At 73.9% G+C, this 21,258-nt stretch carries 19 protein-coding genes; 5 read left to right on the top strand and 14 right to left on the bottom strand.

Annotated features, from left to right (window positions below; genetic code table 11):
- Nucleotides 1–23 precede the first annotated feature (23 nt).
- Entirely contained in the window at nucleotides 24–575 is a 552-nt protein-coding gene (locus CLV43_RS27920; protein ID WP_106190487.1) for a phage tail protein, read from the top strand.
- Nucleotides 576–582: 7 nt separating this feature from the next.
- On the opposite strand, the gene CLV43_RS27915 is transcribed toward CLV43_RS27920, so the two are convergent.
- Nucleotides 583–978: a PAAR domain-containing protein gene (locus tag CLV43_RS27915; protein ID WP_106190659.1), complete on the bottom strand. Its 396-nt coding sequence runs from the start codon at nucleotides 976–978 to the stop codon at nucleotides 583–585.
- A gap of 2 nt (nucleotides 979–980) precedes the next feature.
- On the bottom strand, nucleotides 981–1,598 hold the full coding sequence (locus CLV43_RS47945) for a Pvc16 family protein (RefSeq protein WP_170156042.1): 618 nt from the start codon (nucleotides 1,596–1,598) through the stop codon (nucleotides 981–983).
- A 141-nt stretch (nucleotides 1,599–1,739) separates the two neighbouring features.
- Here CLV43_RS47945 and CLV43_RS27905 point away from each other — a divergent pair, with 141 nt between their 5' ends.
- Nucleotides 1,740–3,011, top strand: coding sequence for a COG1470 family protein (locus tag CLV43_RS27905; RefSeq protein WP_170156041.1), 1,272 nt, complete (start codon nucleotides 1,740–1,742; stop codon nucleotides 3,009–3,011).
- Nucleotides 3,012–3,057: 46 nt separating this feature from the next.
- A complete protein-coding gene (locus CLV43_RS27900; RefSeq protein WP_106190482.1) occupies nucleotides 3,058–3,489 on the top strand; it encodes a hypothetical protein in 432 nt (143 codons plus the stop codon).
- A gap of 46 nt (nucleotides 3,490–3,535) precedes the next feature.
- On the opposite strand, the gene CLV43_RS27895 is transcribed toward CLV43_RS27900, so the two are convergent.
- On the bottom strand, nucleotides 3,536–6,793 hold the full coding sequence (locus tag CLV43_RS27895; RefSeq protein ID WP_170156040.1) for a DUF7507 domain-containing protein: 3,258 nt from the start codon (nucleotides 6,791–6,793) through the stop codon (nucleotides 3,536–3,538).
- Nucleotides 6,794–7,083: 290 nt separating this feature from the next.
- On the opposite strand from CLV43_RS27895, the gene CLV43_RS27885 reads away from it, so the two are divergent.
- On the top strand, nucleotides 7,084–8,319 hold the full coding sequence (locus CLV43_RS27885; RefSeq protein WP_106190479.1) for a GDSL-type esterase/lipase family protein: 1,236 nt from the start codon (nucleotides 7,084–7,086) through the stop codon (nucleotides 8,317–8,319).
- A 67-nt stretch (nucleotides 8,320–8,386) separates the two neighbouring features.
- Here the strand turns inward: CLV43_RS27885 and CLV43_RS27880 are convergent, their stop codons facing one another.
- From CLV43_RS27880 to CLV43_RS27830, 11 genes are all read right to left on the bottom strand, one after another.
- Nucleotides 8,387–9,286 carry a pyridoxamine 5'-phosphate oxidase family protein gene (locus CLV43_RS27880; RefSeq protein WP_106190478.1) on the bottom strand — a complete coding sequence of 300 codons (900 nt, stop codon included), beginning with the start codon at nucleotides 9,284–9,286 and terminating at the stop codon, nucleotides 8,387–8,389.
- A gap of 4 nt (nucleotides 9,287–9,290) precedes the next feature.
- The gene (locus CLV43_RS27875; protein ID WP_106190476.1) at nucleotides 9,291–9,671 is read right to left on the bottom strand and encodes a hypothetical protein; all 381 of its coding nucleotides are present in this window, start codon (nucleotides 9,669–9,671) and stop codon (nucleotides 9,291–9,293) included.
- A gap of 122 nt (nucleotides 9,672–9,793) precedes the next feature.
- Nucleotides 9,794–10,360 carry a TetR/AcrR family transcriptional regulator gene (locus CLV43_RS27870; RefSeq protein WP_106190474.1) on the bottom strand — a complete coding sequence of 189 codons (567 nt, stop codon included), beginning with the start codon at nucleotides 10,358–10,360 and terminating at the stop codon, nucleotides 9,794–9,796.
- 89 nt (nucleotides 10,361–10,449) lie between these two features.
- A complete protein-coding gene (locus tag CLV43_RS27865) occupies nucleotides 10,450–11,037 on the bottom strand; it encodes an SRPBCC family protein (RefSeq protein ID WP_106190473.1) in 588 nt (195 codons plus the stop codon).
- A gap of 108 nt (nucleotides 11,038–11,145) precedes the next feature.
- Nucleotides 11,146–11,907 carry a DinB family protein gene (locus CLV43_RS27860; protein ID WP_106190657.1) on the bottom strand — a complete coding sequence of 254 codons (762 nt, stop codon included), beginning with the start codon at nucleotides 11,905–11,907 and terminating at the stop codon, nucleotides 11,146–11,148.
- 89 nt (nucleotides 11,908–11,996) lie between these two features.
- Nucleotides 11,997–12,593: an SDR family NAD(P)-dependent oxidoreductase gene (locus CLV43_RS27855; protein WP_170156039.1), complete on the bottom strand. Its 597-nt coding sequence runs from the start codon at nucleotides 12,591–12,593 to the stop codon at nucleotides 11,997–11,999.
- Nucleotides 12,594–12,728: 135 nt separating this feature from the next.
- The gene (locus tag CLV43_RS27850; RefSeq protein WP_106190469.1) at nucleotides 12,729–13,796 is read right to left on the bottom strand and encodes an ABC transporter permease; all 1,068 of its coding nucleotides are present in this window, start codon (nucleotides 13,794–13,796) and stop codon (nucleotides 12,729–12,731) included.
- Entirely contained in the window at nucleotides 13,793–14,674 is an 882-nt protein-coding gene (locus tag CLV43_RS27845) for an ABC transporter ATP-binding protein (protein ID WP_106190656.1), read from the bottom strand. Before CLV43_RS27845 ends, CLV43_RS27850 begins: the two co-directional genes overlap by 4 nt.
- Nucleotides 14,675–14,765: 91 nt before the next feature.
- Nucleotides 14,766–15,443 carry a response regulator gene (locus CLV43_RS27840; protein WP_106190468.1) on the bottom strand — a complete coding sequence of 226 codons (678 nt, stop codon included), beginning with the start codon at nucleotides 15,441–15,443 and terminating at the stop codon, nucleotides 14,766–14,768.
- Nucleotides 15,440–16,744 carry a sensor histidine kinase gene (locus CLV43_RS27835; RefSeq protein WP_106190466.1) on the bottom strand — a complete coding sequence of 435 codons (1,305 nt, stop codon included), beginning with the start codon at nucleotides 16,742–16,744 and terminating at the stop codon, nucleotides 15,440–15,442. Before CLV43_RS27835 ends, CLV43_RS27840 begins: the two co-directional genes overlap by 4 nt.
- A 191-nt stretch (nucleotides 16,745–16,935) precedes the next feature.
- Nucleotides 16,936–20,103 (bottom strand): AfsR/SARP family transcriptional regulator, encoded by a 3,168-nt coding sequence (locus CLV43_RS27830; protein ID WP_245887056.1) that lies wholly within the window; start codon nucleotides 20,101–20,103, stop codon nucleotides 16,936–16,938.
- Between the two features lie 39 nt (nucleotides 20,104–20,142).
- On the opposite strand from CLV43_RS27830, the gene CLV43_RS27825 reads away from it, so the two are divergent.
- Nucleotides 20,143–21,024, top strand: coding sequence for a nucleoside hydrolase (locus CLV43_RS27825; protein WP_106190463.1), 882 nt, complete (start codon nucleotides 20,143–20,145; stop codon nucleotides 21,022–21,024).
- The last annotated feature ends 234 nt before the right edge of the window (nucleotides 21,025–21,258 follow it).

Genomic DNA, 21,258 nt, shown 5'->3' with positions numbered 1-21,258 from the left:
GCCGGACGAGGGGAAGTGATCGCGTGAGGGGACTCGTGCCGGACCTGGCCACCCCGTTCCCGCTGGCCGGGCTGATGCCGGCGGTGTTCCAGGAGGATCCCGCCACGTGCCTGCTGACCGGGGCGCTGGACGACGTGCTGGCACCGGTCTTCGCCGTCCTGGACTGCCTGGACGCCTACCTGGACCCGCGGCTGGCACCCGAGGACTTCCTGGACTGGCTGGCCGCGTGGGTCGGCATCGCGCTGCACGGCGACTGGTCCACCGAGACCAGGCGGGCCGCGATCGGGCACGCCGTCGAGCTGCACCGGGTCCGGGGCACGCGGGCGGGCCTGCAGTGGCACCTCGACCTGCTCACCGACGGCCGGGCACGCGTGGTGGACAGCGGCGGCGTGGCCTGGTCGTCCTCCCCCGACGGGGCGCGGCCCGTCGGATCGGGCCACCCGGTGCTGCTCGTCCGCGTCGTGCGGGGCACGATGACCGACCACGAGCTGGCCGAGCTGGAGGACGTGCTGGGTCAGGTCAAGCCCGCGCACGTCCCGCACCGCGTCGAGCTCGTCGAGTCCACTCTGGACTGATCGGCCGTCACGGTCCGATGAGGACGGTGCCGCCGCCCTGGACCACCCCGTTGGGCAGCGGCGCCGGGTCGTTGCACGTCATCACCCGGTCGCCGACGCGGGCGGCGGGCTTGCCGCCGATGAGCACGGTGGGGCTGCCGCCCAGGACCGTGCCGCGGTTGGTGGGCGGCGCGCTGAAGCTGCCGGACGGCGGCACGTGCGGTGGCGCGTTGACGGCGGTGGATCCCGCGGTGGCGGCGGGCCTGCCGCCGACGAGCACCGTCGCGCAGCACCCGCCGACGATCTTCCCGCTGAACGGCAACGACATCGGGGTCGGCACCGGTCCACCGGGGGACGGGACGAGCACGACGTGCACGTCGGTGCCCACGACCTGGTCGCCCATCTTGGCGGCGGGTTTTCCCACGGTCACTCCCGGATGCGTCGACTGGGCGGGGGCGGGGTGTTCCGCCGTGGTGCCGGGACGTCGGCGTCGCGCCGCACCCCCAGGTCCACCACGGCGGGCGGCGCGGCGACGGACGTGCGCGCCGGGGTCGCGGTGGCGGTGAGCACCACGTCGAGGTGCGCGCGCGGGGCGACGCCCAGCGCGGACCACGTCTCGGCCGTCACCGACGGCAGCGCCGGGTGGGCCACGTCGAGCTCCACCGGGGTAGCGGGGTCACGCAGGAGGTCGGGCAGGTGCGCGTCCGGCACGCGGACGTGCGCGGCTAGCGCCTCCAGCACGGCACCGAGCAGCGCGTGCTCCGCGCGCCGGTCGCCGCACCACGCGGTCAGCAGGTAGCAGCAGCGGTACCGGCGCCGGGGCGCGGTGCGCGCCGTGACCCGGCCGTGGTCGTCCACGTCGTCCGTCCAGGAGGCCGCGCGGGCGTCCACGTCCTCGACGACGCGGTGCAGGAACAGGCCCACCACGTCGGCCTCGCCGGACCGCGCCCAGCTCGCGTCCGGCGGGTCCACCCGCACGTCGAGCGCGCCGGGGACCGCCGACCGCACCAGGGATCCGAGCGCGTCGTCGAGGAGGTGCAACACGGAGTCCAGTGTGCCCGCGGCGCGGCCGGTCGTCGTGCCCAAAGGGCCAGGAAGTCGGGCACGTCGGCGGCCGGAAGTCGTGCGCGAAGGACTAGCCGATGGCGGGTGCCGGACCGGCCTCCGCGGCCCGACAGTGGAGGCATGAAGACGACCACGCTGCTCGGCGACCCCAGCCTGTCGGTCGACCCCGGCGAGCAGGTGCGCCGCACGATCCGGGTGCACAACACGGGTGGCGTCGTCGACCGGTTCACCGTGGACGTCATCGGGGACGCCGCCGCGTGGACCGAGGTCACGCCGGCCGCGGTGAACCTGTTGCCCGACGGGCACGTCGAGGTCGACGTGGTGTTCTCCCCGCCCCGCTCCACCGCGGTCCTGGCCGGTCAGCACCACGTCGGGGTGCGGGTCCGGTCGCGGGAGGACCCCGACTCCTCGTCGGTGGAGGAGGTCGTCGTCGAGGTCGGCGCGTTCGCCGAGCTGGACGCGGAACTGCTGCCGTCCAGGCGCAGGAGCCGTCGTGGCGCGCGGTACCGGCTGGCGGTGGAGAACTCGGGCAACACGCCGATGCGGGTCGGGATCGACCCGTTCGACCCCGAGGACGACCTGGTCGACATCAGGCTGAACCGCGAGTCGTTCACGCTCCACCCGGCCACCGTCGCACTGGTGGCCGTGAAGGTGCGGCCCTACCGCAGGTTCCTGCGCGGCGAGCCGCGGCCGCACCCGTTCGAGCTCCGGCTGGCCGCGGAGCCCGCGGTGGAGTCCGACGTCGAGTGGACACCGCTGACCGTCAAGGGCGAGCTCGTCCAAGAGCGGCTGTTGCCAGGCTGGGTGCTGCCCGTGCTGGCGCTCCTGCTGGTGCTCGCGGTCGCGCTGGGCGCGCTGTGGTTCACGGTCGTGGCGCCCGGCATCAAGTCCATCGCCTCCGAGCAGGCCTCCGGTGCGGCCGCCGACGCGTCGCTCGCGGCCTCGATCGCCAACGCCGCGGCGGACAAGGCCAACGGCTCGGCCCAGGACGCCGCCGCCGACCTGAGCTCGGCCGCCGCGATCACCTCCACCACTCCCCCGCCCACGCCGTCACCGCTGAGCTTCCGGGTCGCCACCTTCGCGGCGCCGACGACCGACGGGTCGTTCCAGCGCTTCGGCTACGCGGCGCCGGGCGGCAAGGCGCTGGAGATCGGCGACATCGTGCTGCAGAACCCGCGCGGTGACGTCGGCTACCTGCGCGTGCTGATCGGCGAGACGGTGCTGCTGGAGACCGGGCTGGCCAACTTCCACGACCTGACCTACGCCTACAGCACCAGGCTGCGGGTGCCCGCGGGCCAGCAGCTGGTGGTGGCCGTCAACTGCGTGACCCCCGGCCAGGGCTCCGCGCGCTGCACGGCCGCGGCCTCGTTCTCCGCGATGCTCCAGCCCTGAGCGGACTCGCCGAGGTGTTTCCGCCGCCCTACCGGGAGCGACAGCCATGCCGCAGTCCAAGCACGCCGGATCGACGAGCCCGCTGACCGAACTGGTGCACACGGCCGCGGAGGCGGGACACGTCGGCCGGGCCCTGCTGGAGCACGTGGTCGTCCTCGTCGCGGCACGGGTGTCCGACCTGGACTGCGCGGAGAGCGCGGACGGCGTGGTGCCCGACGACGCGGTCGGACTGGCGCTGGTCGTGGTCGACGTGCTGGCCGGGTTCCTCGCCCTGCGGGCGGACACCGACCTCCGGGAGTCCGCGTGCCTGGTCGCCGAGGGCTTCTGCGCCGCGATCACCGACCGGGTGTCGGCCTGGGCGGACCGCCTTGTCGCGGCGGGCAACGCGTCCACCGGCGAGGAGCTGGCCTCGTCGTGGCGGGCCGTGTCCGACGAGATCCGCCACCACGTGCGCGCCTGCCGGGCCGGGAACGGCTGACCGGCCCCACCCGGAAACCGGGAGGGGCCGGTCGCGAGCCGACCCGTCAGGCCCGGCGCTTGCCCGCCCGGCGGGAGACCAGGACCAGTGCGCCGCCCAGGAGCAGCGTCGCGCCGCCGAGCGCCAGCAGCGGTCCGAGCCCGCCCTGACCGGTGTAGGCCAGCCCACCGGGCGTGTTCGCCCGCCCCGGCGAACCGTCCGGGTTCCCACCGGGCTGCTCGCCTTCGGGTGAGCCGTCCGGACCGGTCCCACCGACGGTCTGCTCCACGGCCGTGCGCACGGCGGAGGCCGCCACGGCCACCGGCGTCCCGTCCGGCGTGGTCGCGGTCACCGAGACGACGTTCTCCACGACACCGGCGCCCGCGTCCTGCGCGGTGATGGTGTAGCTGCCGCCGCAGGTCATCGTGGCCGCGGGAGCCAGCACGCCGGGTGCGGCGGGCAGGCACGACAGCGCGGGCTCCGGACCGGCGGGCGCGGTGAGCCCGGCCGCCACCTGGACGGCGTCCAGGGTGAGCGCGCCGGTGTTGGTGACGACGACCGAGTACACCAGGACGTCGCCGGGATCGTTGCGGGTGTTGGAGTTGCGGTCCTCGATCGAGCTGACGGAGGCGGTCGCGCTCATCGCGCCCTTCTTCACCATCTCCGTGGTGACCTGCGCCGGCCCCACGGTGACCGGTGCCCCCGCCGGGTCGACGGCGGACGCCGACGCGGCGACGACCACCGAGCCGCTGTCCACATCGGACTGGGTGACGGTGTACTCACCCGTGCAGGTCAGCTTCCCCTTCGGTGCCAGCGTGACCGGGTCGGCGGCCGAGCAGGCCAGCACCGGGGCAGGTCCGGCGGGGGCGACCACCGACGTGACCGCCGCGACCTTGTCGAGCGAGACCGTACCGGCGTTGGTGACCTCGACGGAGTAGGAGATGACGTCGCCCGCGTCGGTGACCGAGTTGGCGTTGGTGTCCGCGATCCCGCCGGTCGCGGCGGTGACCACCAGCGCGGAAGCGCGCACCAGGTCGGTGCGGACGGGTACCTTGGCCGAGGCGACCGACTCCCGGTCCGGAGACGTGCCGGTAGCCGTCACCGCGTAGACCACCGACCCGCTGTCCACGTCGGCCTGGGTGACCACGTAGGTGCCGGTGCAGGACATCGCGGTGCCGGACGCGAGCTTGGCCGGTTCGGTGGGCGAGCAGGTCAACCCCGGCTCCGGGGACGCGGGCGCGGTGAGCTCGCCCGCGACCCGCACGTCGGCGAGCGTGACGGCACCGGTGTTGGTCGCCGTGACCGCGTAGGTGATCCGCTCCCCCGCGTCCACCCTGCCGTTGGCGTTCGCGTCGTCGACAGCGGAGACCGACACGGCGGCCACCAACGCCGAGGCCGTGGACAGCTTGGTGACCACCTGTGCCTGCGGCGACTCCACGGTCTCGCCGTCGCGCGCCAGGCCGGTGCTGGTGGCGGTGGCGGTGACCTCGCCTTCGTCCACGTCGGCCTGCGTCACGGTGTAGGACCCGGTGCAGGTCATCGTCGCGGACGGCGCCACCGTGGCCGGCGCGACCGGCTGGCAGGTCAGCGCGGGCGCCGGGCCCGCGGGGTCGGCCACCGCGGCGGACACGGCCACCCCGGTCAGGGTCACCGTGCCGGTGTTGGTCGCCACCGCCGAGTAGTCGATCCGGTCGCCGACGTCCGTGCGCCCGTTGGTGTTCACGTCGACGACCCCGGCGACCGACAGCGAAGTGGCCAGCTTCGGGCGCGGGGTCAGCCGGGTCTCGACGCTGTCCGGTGACGAGCCGACCGCCTTGCCGGTGCCCGCACGCCCCTTGCCCGTGACCGACGCCGTGGCGGTGACCGTCGCGCTCGGCGTGTCCACGTCGGCGGCGGTGATCGTGTACACGGCCGTGCAGACCATCGTCGCGGACAAGGGGAGCCGGGCGGGCTGCGCGGGGTCGCAGCGGAAGTCCAGCGGCGTCGTGGTGGCGCCCGCGACCGCACCGGTGGCCCCGACGTCGGCGAGGGTGGAACTACCGCTGTTGGTGGCCCTGAGGCGGTAGTTGACGGTGTCGCCCGCGTCGTTCACGCCGTTGCCGTTGCGGTCGGTCACCGAGGTGGCCTCGAACTCCGCGGACACCGCGGAGGTGTCCTCCAGCTCGACGGTCTTCAGGTTGGTCGCGCTGATCGCCGCACCCGGCTGCTGGCCGTCCACCGACGGCACCGCCCCGCTCGCGGTGACCGAGCTGGTGACCGAGCCGCGGGTGAAGTCCGCTCCGCGGAGCTCGTACCAGCCGGTGCAGGTGAGCTTCGTACCCGCCTCCATCGTCGTCGACCCCGGCATGCACGACAGGGACAGAGGTGTCCGGGTGTCGGGGTCGACCGTGGCGAGCAGGGCGACGTCGGACACCTTGCGGCTGCCGGTGTTGCGCACCTCGACGGTGTACTCGACCTCGTCGCCGATGTCGTCGTGCTCGGTCGAGTTGCTGTCGACGACGACGGCCGTGGTGGTCACCTCCAGCGCGTTGGCGTCGACGATCACCCGGCCGTTCCCCTCCTGCGCCGCACCCTGGTAGGCCTGCTTGACCGCCCCCGGCGCGCAGGAGGTCCCACCGCCACCGCCACCGCCACCACCACCACCGATACCGGCACCGGCGCCGCCCGACCCGCCTTGGCACCCGCCGCCGCCACCGCCGCCACCACCACCGCTGGTGCCGCCGCGAGCGTTCCCGCCGTGGCCGCCGGTGCCGGACTCGACACCACCGGCGCCGCCACCACCGCCGGCACCGACACCGCCGCCGTCGGCTCCGCCGTAAGCACCACCACCACCGCCGGTACCACCGTGGCCGTAACAGCCGTCACCGCCACCGCCTCCGCCACCGCCCGCTTCGACGAGCACGGTGCCCTGGCGCAGGACGGCGCTGCTGCCGCCCCCGTTCGCACCGCCCGCGTAGTTCGAACAGCCCGCCGGCCCACCTGCCCCGTCGCCACCCCAGGTCCCGTAGTGGTACCCCTGGCCACCTTGGCACCCGACGACGAGGTGCAGCGTCTCCAGCGGGGTCACGGGGATCGTGGCGACGACCCGACCGCCGGTGCCGCCTCCTGCCCGGTCGTCACCGGAGTTGCCCTTGGCACCCGTGATGTCGACCTGGAGGCTCGTCGCCCCCGCGGGCACGACGTAGGTGGTGTAAGTGCCGCCGTTGCAGCCCGCGGTGACCGTGCCCGCCGCCAGCGCGATGTCCGGGCCGGTCCCCGGCCCCGCGAACGCGGAGGCGGCGATCAGCAGCCCCACCCCGATCGCGGCCGGGAGGCGCCACACCACGGGAGGTCGGTCCGGGCGCCGGCGGCGGAAGGGGTTCTTGGTCCCAGCAGGCATGGCACTTCCCGTTGTCGTCGACCGGCGGGCACTCGGCCCGAGAGGAGCGCGGTACGCGCGCAAAGGCGAGTCTGCCTCCGGCGGTCGGCCCGCCCCCACCGTCCGAGAGCCAAGAATTCGGGCAGATCCGCGTGCTCCCCGATCACCTCGACAAGACAGAACAGCGGTCATCCGTTGACCCGGCGGGTTCGCGCGGTGAACAGTTCTCGTTGGCCGTCAACGGTTCCGGAGGAACGATGCGACGAAACCCCTGGCACGTCCTGCCCGTCGTCCTGTCCACGCTCGGGTTGGCGCTGCTGGCGCCGGGCACGGCGAACGCCGCGACCGGGAACGAGCTGGCCTACGTCGCGATCGGCAGCTCCTTCGCCGCCGGTCCCGGAATCCCCTCGGCCCAGCCCTCGTCACCGGGCGGGTGCGCGCGGTCGACGAACAACTACCCCAGCGTGCTGGCCCGCGACCTCGGCGCCGCGCTGGTCGACGCGAGCTGCGGCGGCGCCACCACGGCGAACGTGCTGACCACCTCGCAGGCGGGCCAGCCGCCGCAGGCGGACCAGGTCACCGCGACCACGAAGCTGGTCACCGTCACCATCGGCGGCAACGACGTCAACTACCTGGGCAGCCTCGGCGCCTACTCCTGCCAGGACGGCGGGGGTTCGGGGTGCGGCACCGTGGACACCGCCGCGATCGACCGGACTTTCGGTGAGCTGCCAGGACGTCTGCGCGCCGTGGTCGAGCGGATCCGGGCCAGGGCACCGCAGGCGACCGTCCTGCTGGTCAGCTACTTCACCATCCTCCCCGACACCGCGGCCTGCACCGGGGTCCCGCTCACCAGCGCGCACCTCGACTACGAACGCGGGATCGCCGCCCGCCTGGCCACCGCCACCAGCGACGCCGCCACGGCGACCGGTGCCCGGCTGGTCGACCTGGCCTCCGCCAGCCACGGCCACGACGCCTGCGCGGCCGACCCCTGGGTCGAGAAGTACACGGTGGCCTCGGGGAAGTCCAGCTACCACCCCAACGCCAACGGCATGCGGGCCGCCGCTCAGCTGATCGAGCGCAGGCTCGACGAGCTGGCGATCACCGCGACCGGCCCCGTCCGATCCGCGTTCCCCGGCAAGTGCCTGACCGCACCGGCCGCCGTCGAGGGCACCCCGATCGAGCTGGACGACTGCGCGGGCTCGGCCAACCAGCAGTGGACGAAGGTGACCGCCGCACCGGAGGGCACCCTGCGCGCCCTCGGCGGCTGCCTCGACGTCCAAAGCAGCGGAACCGCCAACCACACGGCGGTGCACTGGTGGACCTGCAACGGAACCGGCGCCCAGCGGTGGATCCCCGAAGCGCGGGGAGGCCTGATGAACCCGCAGTCCGGCCGGTGCCTGGACCTGCCCGGAGGCGCCAGCGCCAACGGGACCCGCCTGCAGATCTACGACTGCAACGGCACGGCCGCACAGCTGTGGACCACGGCGGGGTGATCCGAACGGAGTAGAGCCGCGGTGGCGGGCCTGGCCGCCCGTCACCGTCCACTCAGGACCGAAGTGCTCAGTTGAAGCGCGAGTACACGGGGGCCGTCCAGGCCGAAGGGAAGGCGTTCTCGGTCCAGACCGCCTCGGTCACGTGGAAGACGGTCTCCTGGCCGTTGGCCGGCCCGTTCCTCCGTCCGGTGGCCCGGCGCACCTCCGCCGTGCCCGTCAGCTGCAGGGTCGCCCCCGACTCCCAGTCCGGGAACAGCAGTCCCGCCAACGGGTTCACGCCGAGGTTGCCCGCGGTCATCATCATGGCGTTGCCCGCGTAGTCCGGCCAGGACAGCTCGATGGGCGAGACGACCTCGACGAAACCGGGGTTGCCACCGCGGTGCGAGACGTCCGCGCCGACGTCCGCCGACGTCGCGATGAAGAAGGTGTCGGCGGTCGACACGAGGACGGACTGGCGCGTGTCGAGCCGGTCACCGCGCCGGGCGACGGGATGGGAACCCGCGGGTTCGCCGGTCATGGCGCGGGCCTGGATGTACTTGGGGCAGTTGCCGAACGCCTGGTGCACCTCCACCTCGCCGCCCAGTGCGGTCGGCCGCCACCGCCCGTTGACCCGCAACCTCTTGCGCCCCACCAGGTCGATGGCGAGGGTGCCCACGTCCGCCCCGTCCCGCAGGACGTCCGCGAGCGGGTCGGTGGGCACCGCGGTGGCGTCGGCCCGCAACGTGCGCGGGTCGGGCGCCGACAGGAACCCCTGCGGCCCCACCAGTGCGGTGGCCCAGGGCCGTCCTTCGCGGTCACGGGCGCCGAGCACCAGCATCCGCTGACGGGCCAGGAAGTCGGAGGCGCCGCGGGGGATGGCGTCCGAGATGATCGGCCGGACCCGCTCCGCCTGCTCGGAGGTCCCGGCCACCCGTTGCGCTTCGAGCTCGCCGGGGTGGAAGGCGAGCCGGTCGACGAAGTCCGTCACGGCGTCAGAAGGTCAGGACGTGGTAGCCGGACCGGACCAGTTCCGCGACGCTCGCGACACCGGAGGTGCCGGGAGCCCGGTTCTGGCTGATCTGCTTGATGCCCTCGGCGTCGACGCCCCCGGTCGCGCCGAAGACCGCCGCACAGCCGCCGGAGGCCACCGTGGCGACCTGCTCCTTCACCGCGGCGTACAGCTCGTGCGCCGGGTGGGCCGGGTCAGCCAGCACCGCGGGCCAGCGGGTGCCCGTGCCCTGGAAGAGCACCAGCGCCTCGCCGCCCTGCGCGGACTCCCACGCGGTGGCGAGCGCGTTGAAGACGCGGCCCAGCGCCTCCTCGGTGCCGGTCGACGGGTCGGACAGCACCACTACGGCGGTCTTGCTGCTCATGGACGCGCTCCTCGGTCGTTCGGAAGGCTGACGTCCACCATAATTACCGAACGTACGGTAAAAATCAAAGTGGTCGCGGTCACCCGGCCGCGACGACCGGTCCTACCCGTCGAATCCGGGAGTCAGCCCTCCCCCGGCATCAGGATGCGCGGCATGAGCGCCACGCTCTCGGCGAAAGCACCGGTGTCACCCAGCACCCGGCCCAGCACCAGCGCTCCCTCGATGCGCAGGAACGCCTCCCTCGCCGCGCGCGACGCGTCGTCCGGCTCGCGCCCCGCGCGCCGCGACGCCTCGGCCATCGCGTCGATCCAGGCCTTCGCCAACGCCCGCGCCTGGTCCCGGACCTTCTCCGGCGCCCCGGCCAGCGTCATCGTGTCCAGCACGCACGACAACGCGCCCGCGCCGTAGAAGTCGCCGAGCCTGCGGGCGGTCTCCGCCATCCCCCGCGCGAGGTCCTCGTCCTCCCCCATCGGCTGGAGGATCCACCGGAACCGCCGCCCGACCTCGGCCAGCACCGCCTCCGCCATCTCCTCCTTGCCCTGGGGGAACCGGTGGTAGAGGCTCGCGCGCTGCAACCCCGAGGCCGTCGACAGGTCACCGATCGCGGTGCCGTCGAACCCCTTGTCCCGGAACACCGCGATGAGCGCGTCGAGCAGTCCGGCGTCGTCGATGGAGGGTGGTCGTGCCATCCCCCCACGTTACCGAACATTCGGTCAACCGGACGCCGGGTCGGCCCGTGTCCCCACGAGCCGACCCGCGGCCGATGCCGTCACCGCGCTCAGCGGCGGCCGGACCGTGCCTCGGCGGTGTCCTTCAGCCGATGCGCCCAGTCGCTGAGCCCCTGGTCCAGACCGGCCTGACTGCCGGGGATGTCGGCCTCGACCGGAGGGCCCGCCCAGGACTCCTCGGCGGTCGCCAGGACGCCGTCCCGCGTCTGCTTGAAGGTCCACAGGTGCACGCCGGTGATGCCGTTGACGGGCGCGCCCCAGGCGGTGCAGCGCAGCGGGGCGACCGTCTTGACCGTCGACTCGACGTGCATGGCCTGCGGCGACCAGGTGAAGACGGAGCCGGGCCGCAGCGGGCCCGGCGTCTCCTTGTGGGCGGGGGTGATCTCCGGGATCCAGCTCTGCCAGTGGTCGATGTCGGCGTGCAGGCGCCACACGTCGACAAGCGGCGCCTCGATGAGGACGCTGGCGCGGCTGACCACGGGCGCCGTCCGGTCGACCGTGACGCCTCGGCACACCTGGTGCGCCCCGGCGTTCGTCGCCGTGTCGGCGGCCGTCGCCGGCGCCTGCGCCGACAGGACCACCACCGCGCCCAGTACCGCGGCACCCGCACCGTGAACGAGCTTCCGTCGTGCGTCCATCAGACCAGTCCTCCGCGATCGGTTGTGCTTACAGTCGTAACCCTACGACTGTAAGCACAACCGGCGCAAGAGCTAACGGGCATAAGTTTCGCACTGTAAGCCGACCGGTCAGGCGGACCCGGCCGCTTCGAGCACAGCGAGGTCGCGCACCGCGTAGCGGTGGTGCTCGGCCTCCTCCTTCAGCACCACCCTCAGGCAGCGGCGCACGACGTACTCCTGGTCGGGGTACGGGTCCGCGGGCTTGCGGCCGCACACCCGGTCGAGCTCGGCCGTGGTGAGCCCGTTGACGACGTCCCGCATCACGGCCATGCGGGCGGACCTCGCCGTGAGCACCTCGTCGAGCGTCGGGGTGGCGTCGGGGGTGAGCCCGAGCTTCGCCACCTCCTCGGGCGGCGTGCCCCCGGCAGGCAGGCCCAGCGGGTGGTAGGGCGCGTCCTCCTCGAGCACGGCGCTGCCGACCCAGGCGTCGCAGGCGAACAGCAGGTGCCGGTGGGTCTCGACGAACGACCACTCGCCGTCGACCCGCTCGTGCGGCGCGGACTCGGGCAGCAGCCTCGCCCGGTCCACGGTCGCGCCCCACTGGGCCTCGATGGCAGCCCAGGTGGCCTGGTAGTCCTCAGGGGACTCGACGTCGCGCGCCCGCACCCGCAGGGGGTGCAGGCGGTCGAGCTCGGCCTCGACGTAGGCGGTCACGTCGACGTCGTTGACGACGACGCGGCCGAAATCACCACCGAGGTGGACGTCGCCGCCGTAGCAGTCGACGATCTTCAGCCCGCTCACCTCGCAGTCGCGGATCTCCAGGCCCGCCAACTCGCTCAGGTGGATGCGGGCACCGCGGAACAGGTCGCTCTGGGTGTACTCGGAAACCATCGACGCAGTCTCGTCCACCCGCCGCGCCAATGCCACGGTCGACCCGAAGCGATCCTCGGCGACCGGTGCCCGGTCGAGCCCCGCGCCGTTCAGCGGGACGGGGTCTCCGGGGCGGCGCCCAGCGCGAGCGGTCCGTCGTCGGACTCCAGCACCAGGACGCCGTCCGACCAGGCCGCGCGGAACGCCTCCGGTCCGACCATCGTGATGCGGACGCCGTGCTCGGCGACCTCCGTCGCCAACGACAGCAGGATGCCCATCAGCGCGAACCTGCTGCCCTGGTAGGACGACATCACGTCGGAGGTGACCACGACGATCGTCCCGCCGCGCCTGCGCATGCCCGGCAGGACCGCCTTCACGACCGCGACCGTCCCGAAGACGTTGATGTCGCGCTGCCTGCGCAGGTCGTCCACAGTGGACTCCCCGTGGTCCGTGCCCGCGACGAGGACGTCGATCGGCGCGATGTCCTCCTCGACGGCCCTGATCGCGGGCTCGATCCCGGTGGCCGACCCGATGTCCAGGACGCGCGCGAACGCCAGACCGGGGTCCAGCGCCTCGAACTCCGCCACCTGCTCGGGCCTGCGGACGATGCCCACGACCCGGTGGCCCGCGCTCACGGCCCGCTCGGCGAACGCCCGCCCGAGACCACCGCCGACCCCGGCGATCAGGAAGGTCTTGCTGCTCGTCACGGGGGACCCACCTCCGAGTGTATCGGTGACCAGTCCGAACCTTAGATCCCATCGGTCCCCATGTCCGCATCCGGCGGTACGCCCGACGCGCACCCTGGACAGCCCGGCGCGGCCCCCTCGACCGCGCCCGGCCGGTCAGTCCGCCCGTGCCCAGGCCTTGGCGAGGCCGACCTTGCCGCCGGTGCGCAGCAGCGAGCCCGCGTAGAGCCTGCCCGCGAGCAGCACGATCGCGGCCACCGAGGCGGCGAGGACGCCCATCGACAGCAGGGCCTCCCACACCCCGGCCGAGCCGGTGAACAGGCGGACCGGCATGGCGACCGCGGCGGAGAACGGGACGTAGGACAGCACGCCCATGACGGTCGCGTTGTCGGAGAAGAACATCACGCCGAAGTACGGGCCCATCACCAGGATGATGACCAGCCCCATGCTGGAGCCCAGGTCCTCCTGGCGGCTGACCAGCGAGCCCGCCACGGCCCACATCGAGGCCAGCAGCACGAACCCGAGCACCAGGAACGGGACGAACCAGCCGAGCGCGGGCGCCACGACGGCCAGCAGCTCGCCCTGGCCGCCCAGGCGCAGGGCTATCGGGGCGGCCAGGGCCAGCACGGCCACCTGCCCGAGGGTCAGCAGGGTGTGCCCGGCGATCTTGCCCGCCAGCATGGCGCGCACCGGGATGGTGGACACCAGGATCTCGACGATCCGGGTCTGCTTCTCGGTCACCGTGCTCTGCGCGATGGCCGCGCCGCCCATGCCGAACATGAGGAACACCAGCGCGAACACCATGATCACGACCTGGCGCCTGCCGGGGCTGACCTCGGAGGCCTCCAGCAGGTCCACCGGTGGCGCGGTGACCAGCGCGGTCAGCACCTCGTTCGGCGGCTCGGTCAGGGCGATCACGCGGACGCCGGACGGGCCGTCGGGCACGACGGCGGCGTCCACGTCGTCGGCGCGCACCAGCTCCTCGGCCGCGGCGCGGTCGTCCACCCTCCGCACGTCGAACCCGGCGTCGGTGAGCGACTCGGTGGCGCTGTCGCCGACGACGGCCACCGACGTGGGGCTGTCGAACACCTTGGGCAGCACGGTGAGCGCGAACAGTCCGATGAGGATGACGGCGAAGCCGATCCAGAACCCCTTGGTGCGGACCAGGACCTTGACCTCGCGCTCGGCCACCAGTCGGGTGGCCGCGCCGAACGGGATGCTCACGACGCCTCCTTGAAGATCTCGTCGAGGGTGGGGACCACGGGGGTGAAGCTGCGGACGGCACCGCGGTCCAGCGCGGTGCGCAGCACGTCCTGGTCGCGGGCGCCGTCGTCGAGCTCGAACACCGCGCGCGGACCGTCGAGCTCGACGACGCGGATGCCCGGCACGTCGCGCAGCCAGCCCGCGTCGGTGTCCACGACGACCTCGAAGCGGCTCGTGCCGTAGCGGGTGCGCAGCTCGTCGCGGGTGCCGTGCGCGGTCACCCGGCCGTCGGAGATGATCACGACGTCGTCGCAGAGCTGTTCGACGAGCGCGAGCTGGTGGCTGGAGAACAGCACCGGGACGCCGCGGGCGGCGTGCCCGCGCACCACCTCCAGCACGACCTCCACGGCGAGCGGGTCGAGGCCGGAGAACGGCTCGTCGAGGATCAGCACGTCGGGCTCGTGCACGAGGGCGGCGGCGATCTGCACGCGCTGCTGGTTGCCCAGCGACAGCGACTCCAGCAGGTCACCGGCCCGGTCGGCCAGGCCGAGCTGGTCGAGCAGCCGGTCGGTGTTGGCGCGCGCGGCGGCGCGGTCGAGGCCGTGCAGCCTGGCCAGCCACGTCACCTGGTCGGCGACGCCCATCTTCGGGTACAGGCCGCGTTCCTCCGGCATGTACCCGAACCGGGGGCGGGTGGCGGGTGTGATCGGCTCGCCGCGCCAGCCCACCGTGCCGCCGTCGGCGCCCAGCACCCCCAGCACGATGCGCATCGTCGTGGTCTTGCCCGACCCGTTGGCGCCGAGGAACCCGGTCATGCGGCCGGGTCGGACGTCGAACGACACGTCGTGCAGCACCTGGTGGTCGCCGAAACTGCGGCTGATCTTGGTGACTGTCAGCATGACGATCACGCTAGGCGGCGGACCCCCTGGTCCGAGTCCTCCGCACGACCTCCTCCGCGCGGAGGACGGCAGCGCGGAGGACGGCCGTCGGTCAGGCGCCGCCGGGAGCGACGATCCCCTGCTCGTATGCGTAGACGACGGCGTGCGTGCGGTCGCGCAGGCCGAGCTTGTTGAGCACCCGCGAGACGTGCGTCTTCACCGTGGTCTCCCCCAGGTGCAGCGCGTGGGCGATCTCGGTGTTGCTGGCGCCCTTGGCGAGCTCCACCAGCACCTCGTACTCCCGGTCGGTCAGCTCGGGCGGGCGACGACCGGGCGCGGGGGCCGCCGGGGTGTTGAACCGGGCGATGACCCGCCGGGTGACCTCGGGCGAGAGCAGCGCGTCGCCGCGGGCCACGACGCGCACCGACTCGACCAGGTCCTCCGGCGACGCGTTCTTCAGCAGGAACCCGCTCGCGCCCGCCCGCAGCGCCTCGAACAGGTAGTCCTCGCGGTCGAACGTGGTCAGGATGACGACCTTGGCGGTGCTGTCGGACCCGAGGATGCGCCGGGTCGCCTCCAGGCCGTCCACCCTGGGCATCTGCACGTCCATCAGCACCACGTCGGGGCGGAGCCGGGCGACCAGCTCCACGGCCTCGGCGCCGTCGCCGGCCTCGCCGACGACCTCGATGCCCTCCTCCGTCCCGAGGATGACCCGGAACCCCGCGCGGACGAGGTCCTGGTCGTCCGCGAGGACGACGCGCAGCGGTCCGGCGGGCGGGTCGGGGGTCACGCGGGCTCCTCGGCGGTGTCGGTCGTGGGCAGGGTGGCGCGGACGAGGTACCCCGCGCCCCGGCGCGGTCCGGCCTCCAGATCGCCGCCGTGCACCGCGACGCGCTCCTTCATGCCGAGCAGGCCGAAGCCGCCGGAGGAACGGCCGGTGCCGCCCCGGCCGTCGTCGGCCACCTCGACCTCGATCGCGCGGTCGAGGTAGCGGACGCGGAGGTCGACCTTGTGCGCCCCGGCGTGCTTGACCACGTTGGTCAGCGCCTCCTGCACGACCCGGTACGCCGACAGCGCGACACCGGCGGGCACCGGCCGCGGGTCGCCGTAGGTGCTGTGCTCGACCTCCAGCCCGGTGGCGCGGGTGGTGGCCACGAGCTCGGGCAGCCGGTCGAGGTCGGGCGCGGCCAGCTCGTCGGACGAGGCGTCGGACGCCTGGTCCGCGGGGTCGGCCCGCAGCACGCCGAGCAGGCCGCGCAGCTCCCGGATCGACACCCGCGCGGTCTCCTCGACCTGCCGCAGCGCCGTGCCCGCCAGGTCGCGGTCGGTGTCCAGCACCCGCCGCGCGGCACCGGCCTGGATGCCCATGACCGACACGTGGTGGGCGACCACGTCGTGCAGGTCGCGGGCGATGCGCATGCGTTCGGCGACGATCGCGCCGCGGGTGTTCTGCGCCTGCGACAGCCGCAACTGCTCGGCGCGGTGCCCCAGCTCGGCCTCGCGGCGCGCCGACACCCAGGCCATCTCGCCGAAGAGGTACGCGGCCAGGAAGAACAGGAGGTTGATCGCCAGGCCGTGCAGCACCGAGGCCAGCACCGGGTCGAGCGGGCCCGCGGCGTCGTCGAACGGGTAGGGCGGGCCGACCAGGAACTTCACCAGGCTGAAGCCCAGCCAGGCGAACATCACCACGATGACGCCGATCCGCGACCAGCGCGCCACGACCCGGTTCCGCTCCCACGCGCCCACGGTGAAGATCGCCAGGAACAGCGCGACCGAGGGGCCCAGGTTGTCGCCGGTCTGCCGGGCCTGCGCGGCGATGAACAGCGCGCCCACCGCCAGCAGCACGGCCAGCGGGTAGCGCCTGCGCACGACCAGCGGCAGGCTCACCGCGACGCTCCAGGCCAGCTGCTCGGCCAGCGACGGCGCACCGCCGAACGCGAACGCGCCCATGCTGTTGATCAGCACGGTCATCCCGAGAGCGCCGAGGACGACGCACAGCGCGACCCACACGTCGCTGCGCCGCTGGGCTGGGGTGGGCCCAGGGCGGCGCCACTCGGCCCACCGGGGCTCCACGGGGGCCGTGGTGACCATGCCGCACAACCTAACAACCCGTGGCCGCCGTTCGCGGGTGGACGGCCGGTGGACCGCTGGTGGACCCCGTCGTCGCACACTCGTCCCGTCGTTCCACTGAGGGGTTGGAACGGCCGGCGGGTCCGGGGAGGGGCGCGCCGGGTGTGCGGGGGCCGCCCGTCGGGGGCGGGCGGCCCCTCGGCGTCGGCGGGTCAGCCCGGCGCGGACAGCCGGGTGGTGCGCGGGACGCCGATCGCGGCCAGCAGGTGGTCGGCGTTGAGCACGTGCCGGTCGGCGCCCGTGGCGTCGCCGTCGCGGGCAGCGGCCTCGGCCAGCAGCAGCAACGCCCCGGCCTCGCCGAGGCGGTGCCCGGTCCCGATGTGGACGCGCCGCGCGCTCTCGACGTGCTCGACACCGGTCCGGTGGTCGCCGCGGCCGAGGTGGACCGCGCCGAGGGCGGCCAGCGCCCGCCCCTGCTGGTGCCGGTGGCCGGTGTACCGGGCGAGGTCGAGCGCCGCGGTCGCGTCCTGCCCGGCGCGCGCCAGGTCGCCCCGGTGGCGGTGCACCGCGACGAGCCCCAGCAGCGCGTCGATCCGGCCCTGGAGGTAGCGCGAGTGGTCGGCGGCCGCGAGGGCGCGCAGGTGCAGCGCCTCCGCCTCGGCGAACCGCGACCGCAGCGAGAGCACCGCGGCGAGCGAGTTCTGCGCGTCGACCCCGACGACGTGGTGCCCGTTGGCCGCCTCCACCGCCTCGGCGAGCAGGTCCGCCGCGTGGTCGTGGTCGCCGAGCAGGGACACCAGCCGCCCGCGCAGGTCCAGGTACCAGGCCGTCTCGTGGTGCACCGGGACCCGTCGGACGTGCGCGGCCAGCACGTCGAGCAGGTCGGTCGCCTTCCCGAGGTCGCCCACGTGCAGGTGCACCTCGGCCAGTGCCAGCAGCGCCTCCCCTCGCGTCCGGTCGTTGCCGGACGCGTCCTGCGCGGCCAGCGCCCTGTCGAGGTACCGGACGGCCTCGGCGGGGCGGCCGAGCTTGAACGCGGTGCTCCCCAGGTTGATCAGGACGACACCCTCCTGCGTCAGGCAGGTCCGCTCGCGGCTCGAGACCTCCTCGGCTCGGCGCAGGTGGTCGAACGCCACCTCCAGCGGACCGGTGTAGAAGTGCAGCAGGCCGAGGTTGGACAGCACCGTGGCCGTGCCCAGCGGCCACTGCGCGGTCACCGACCACGTCAACGCCGTGCGGAAGTACCCGGCCGCCGAGTCGTGCTCGCCCCGGACCAGGTCGAGCAGCCCGGCGCTGTTGTTCGTCGCGAACCGGGCGTGCGGGTGGTCGTCGGCCTCGGCGGCGCGCAGGGCGGACCGGACGACGGTCGCCCACTGCGCGGTGTTGCCCCGCAGGAAGAACCCCTTCGCCGTCTCCGCCACCTGCCAGGCCAGCCGGTGGCGACCGGTGGCCGTGGCCAGCTCCACGACCGCCGCGATGTTCGGAGCCTCCGCCGTGAACCAGTCCAGGGCGGCCTTGGCGTCGTCGAACGACAGCGGCACGCGCGTGCGCCACTCCACGGTCCCCGGCAGCCGGGTCGGTCCGGGGTCCAGCGCCTCCGAGGCGGCCTGCGCGGTGGCCGCGTACCAGGTGAGCAGCCGCTCCAGCGGGTCCGGCCCGTCCTGGGCGGCGCGCTCCGCGGCGTGCAGGCGGAGCAGTTCGTGCTGGGCGTAGCGGCCGGGAGCCGGCTGGTCGAGCAGGTTCGCCGCGACCAGCTCCCGCAGCTCACGCCCGACACCCGCGAGATCGGTGTCCGCGAGCGCGGCGACGGCGGGCGCCGTCGTGTCCGGGCCGGGCACGAGCCCGACCAGCCGGAACACCCGCCGCGCCGACGGGGTGCGGGCGGCGTAGGACAGGTCGATGGCCGGGCCGACCGCGGCGGTCGGGTCGCCGTGCAGCTCCAGCGCGGCGAGCCGGTCGCCGGTGCGCAGCTCGGCGGCGTAGTCGGCGATCCGGCGCTCCGGCTGGGCGGCCAGGTGCGCGGCGGCGACCCGCAGGGCGAGCGGCAGGCCTCCGCACAGCGCGACCAGCTCGGCCGCGGCCTCGGGTTCGGCCGCGACGCGCGGGTGGCCGACAATCCGGTCCAGCACGCCGCGCGCGTCCTCGGCGTCCAACGCGGCCAGCCGCTGCTGCCGGGCGCCCTCGTGGACCACCAGCCCGTCGAGCCGGTTGCGGCTGGTCACCAGCACCGTGCAGGCCTCGGTGCCGGGCAGCAGCGGGCGGACCTGGGCCACGTCCACGGCGTCGTCGAGCAGGACCAGCACCCGCCGGTCGGCCAGCGCGGAGCGGTAGGCGCCCGCCGCGCCGTCCACGCCCGCGGGCCTGCGGGTCGGGTCGACGGCGAGCGCCTGCAGCAGCTCCTCCAGGGCCTGCCGCGCGGTCAGCGGTGCTCCGGCGCTGTGGCCGCGCAGGTTCACGAACAGCTGGCCGTCGGGGAAACGGGACCGGGCGCGGTGCGCCCAGTGCAGGGCCAGCGCGGACTTGCCGACACCCGCCGTGCCAGTCAGGACCTGCACCGCCCCGCCCTCGTCGAGTGCGCGCAGCGCCTCGTCGCGGCCGACGAAACCGCGGGGGGCGGCGGGCAGCTGGGCGACGGGGCCGTGGTCCGGCCCCGGTCCCCCGTCCGGCCCCGGATCGCCGTTCAGCACGAGGGCGTGCAGCCCGCGCAGCTCGGCCCCCGGCAGCAGGCCCAGCTCGGCGTCGAGCACCGCCCTGGCCTCCTCGTAGACCTCCAGCGCCTCCGCCGAGCGGCCCGCCCGGTGCAGCGCGGACATCAGGATGCCGCGCAGGTGCTCCCGGAACGGGTGCTCGGCGGTGAGCTCGCGCAGGGTGGCGATCGCGTCGTCGTGGCGGCCCAGGGCAACCAGTGCCTCCGCCAGGTGCTCGTGGGCGGTGAGCCGCTGTTCGCCGAGCCGCGCCCGCACCGCGTCCACGGCCCCGCCGGACAGCTCCTCGAACGGGGTGCCGCGCCACAGCGCCAACGCCTCGCGCAGCACGTCCACCGCGCGCTCGGGCGGTGCCTGCGCGCCTTCGGCGACGAGGTCCTCGAAGGCGGTCACGTCCAGCTCGGCGCGCCCGACCCGGACGCGGTAGCCGTTGCGGTCGTGGACGATCGCGCCCGGCGGCAGCAGGCGACGCAGCTTCCACACGTAGGTCTTGAGGTTGCCCGCGGCCGACGGTGGCGGCGCGTCGCCCCAGAGCGCGTCCACGAGCCGGTCGACCGGCACCCACTCACCCGCGTGCAGCGACAACAGCGCCAGCAGGACCCGCTGCTTGCCCGCCGCGGGCGTCACCCGTGCGCCGTCGGCGTCCACGAGCTCCAGCACACCCAGCACCCGCATCAGCACGCCCCCAACGTAGCGGTGCCGCAGACTGGGCCCATGACGATCCCGTTGATCATCGACACCGACCCCGGCGTGGACGACGCGTTCGCACTGGCGCTCGCCGCCCGCAGCCCCGAGGTGGACCTGCTCGGCGTCACGACCGTGTTCGGCAACGTGTCGATCGAGCACACCACCCGCAACGCCCAACGCCTGCTCGCCCTGCTGGGCAGCGACGCCCCGGTGGCCAGGGGTGCCGCGCGGGCGATCAGCTCTCCACAGCACGACGCGCGGCACGTGCACGGGGACGACGGGCTGTCCGGGATGGCGCTGACACTGCCCGCCAACGACCGGATCGACCCCCGCGACGCGGTGGAGTTCCTGCGGGACACCATCGACAGCAGCGCGGAACCGGTGACCATCGCGGCCATCGGGCCGTTGACGAACATCGCGCGGCTGCTGGAGACGCACGCGGGGCGGATCGGGCGGTTGGTGGTGATGGGCGGGGGGATCGAAGGCGGCAACGTCACCTCCGCGGCGGAGTTCAACATCTGGAGCGACGCCGAAGCCGCCCACCGCGTGCTGGCCGAAGGACCGGTCCTGGTGCCGATCGACCTGACGCGGCGGTGCGCGGTGGACGGGGCGTGGTTGGAGTCGTTGACCGGAGTGGTGGGGAGGACGTTGGCGGGGCTGACACCGCGGTACCGGGAGTTCTACCTGGAGGCGAACGGGATCGACGGGATCCTGGTGCACGACGCGGTGGCGGTGGCGGAGGCGGTGCGGCCGGGGATGTTGGGGACTCGGAGGCGGATGTTGGGGGTGGATACGTCGGAAGGGGTGGGGAGGGGGGCGTTGGTGAGTGGTGGGTTTGGGGTGGAGGTGGCGGAGGAGGTGGATGTGGAGGGGTTGAGGGGGTTTTTGTTGGAGAGGTTGAGTGGGTAGGGGGTTGGTTGTGGTCGGCTTGTGGGGGTCGGCTGTGGGTTGGTCGGGCGGGGTTGCTTGTGGGGTTGCTTGGGGGCGGGATCGGTGGGGTTGCTTGGGGGGGCAATCGGCGGGGGTCGCATCCGCCGTGGAGGGTGCGGCCGGCTTGACTTGGGGCCCCTTTTTTGGGCTTCGTCGGGCGAAAAAGGGCAGGTGGTAGAGCCTGCCCGCCGCCGCAAGTTTAAGCCCAAAAAC

Origin of the sequence: Umezawaea tangerina (genome assembly GCF_003002815.1) — a bacterium.
Taxonomy (GTDB): Bacteria; Actinomycetota; Actinomycetes; order Mycobacteriales; family Pseudonocardiaceae; genus Umezawaea; species Umezawaea tangerina.
This window is presented reverse-complemented; position numbering and strand designations above follow the sequence as displayed.

Coding starts and splice junctions, on each gene's coding strand:
- CLV43_RS27905 (WP_170156041.1), top strand. CDS start 1,740: ATGAAGACGACCACGCTGCTCGGCGACCCCAGCCTGTCGGTCGACCCC.
- CLV43_RS27900 (WP_106190482.1), top strand. CDS start 3,058: ATGCCGCAGTCCAAGCACGCCGGATCGACGAGCCCGCTGACCGAACTG.
- CLV43_RS27885 (WP_106190479.1), top strand. CDS start 7,084: ATGCGACGAAACCCCTGGCACGTCCTGCCCGTCGTCCTGTCCACGCTC.
- CLV43_RS27875 (WP_106190476.1), bottom strand. CDS start 9,671: ATGAGCAGCAAGACCGCCGTAGTGGTGCTGTCCGACCCGTCGACCGGC.
- CLV43_RS27870 (WP_106190474.1), bottom strand. CDS start 10,360: ATGGCACGACCACCCTCCATCGACGACGCCGGACTGCTCGACGCGCTC.
- CLV43_RS27865 (WP_106190473.1), bottom strand. CDS start 11,037: ATGGACGCACGACGGAAGCTCGTTCACGGTGCGGGTGCCGCGGTACTG.
- CLV43_RS27860 (WP_106190657.1), bottom strand. CDS start 11,907: ATGGTTTCCGAGTACACCCAGAGCGACCTGTTCCGCGGTGCCCGCATC.
- CLV43_RS27845 (WP_106190656.1), bottom strand. CDS start 14,674: ATGCTGACAGTCACCAAGATCAGCCGCAGTTTCGGCGACCACCAGGTG.
- CLV43_RS27835 (WP_106190466.1), bottom strand. CDS start 16,744: ATGGTCACCACGGCCCCCGTGGAGCCCCGGTGGGCCGAGTGGCGCCGC.
- CLV43_RS27830 (WP_245887056.1), bottom strand. CDS start 20,103: ATGCGGGTGCTGGGTGTGCTGGAGCTCGTGGACGCCGACGGCGCACGG.
- CLV43_RS27825 (WP_106190463.1), top strand. CDS start 20,143: ATGACGATCCCGTTGATCATCGACACCGACCCCGGCGTGGACGACGCG.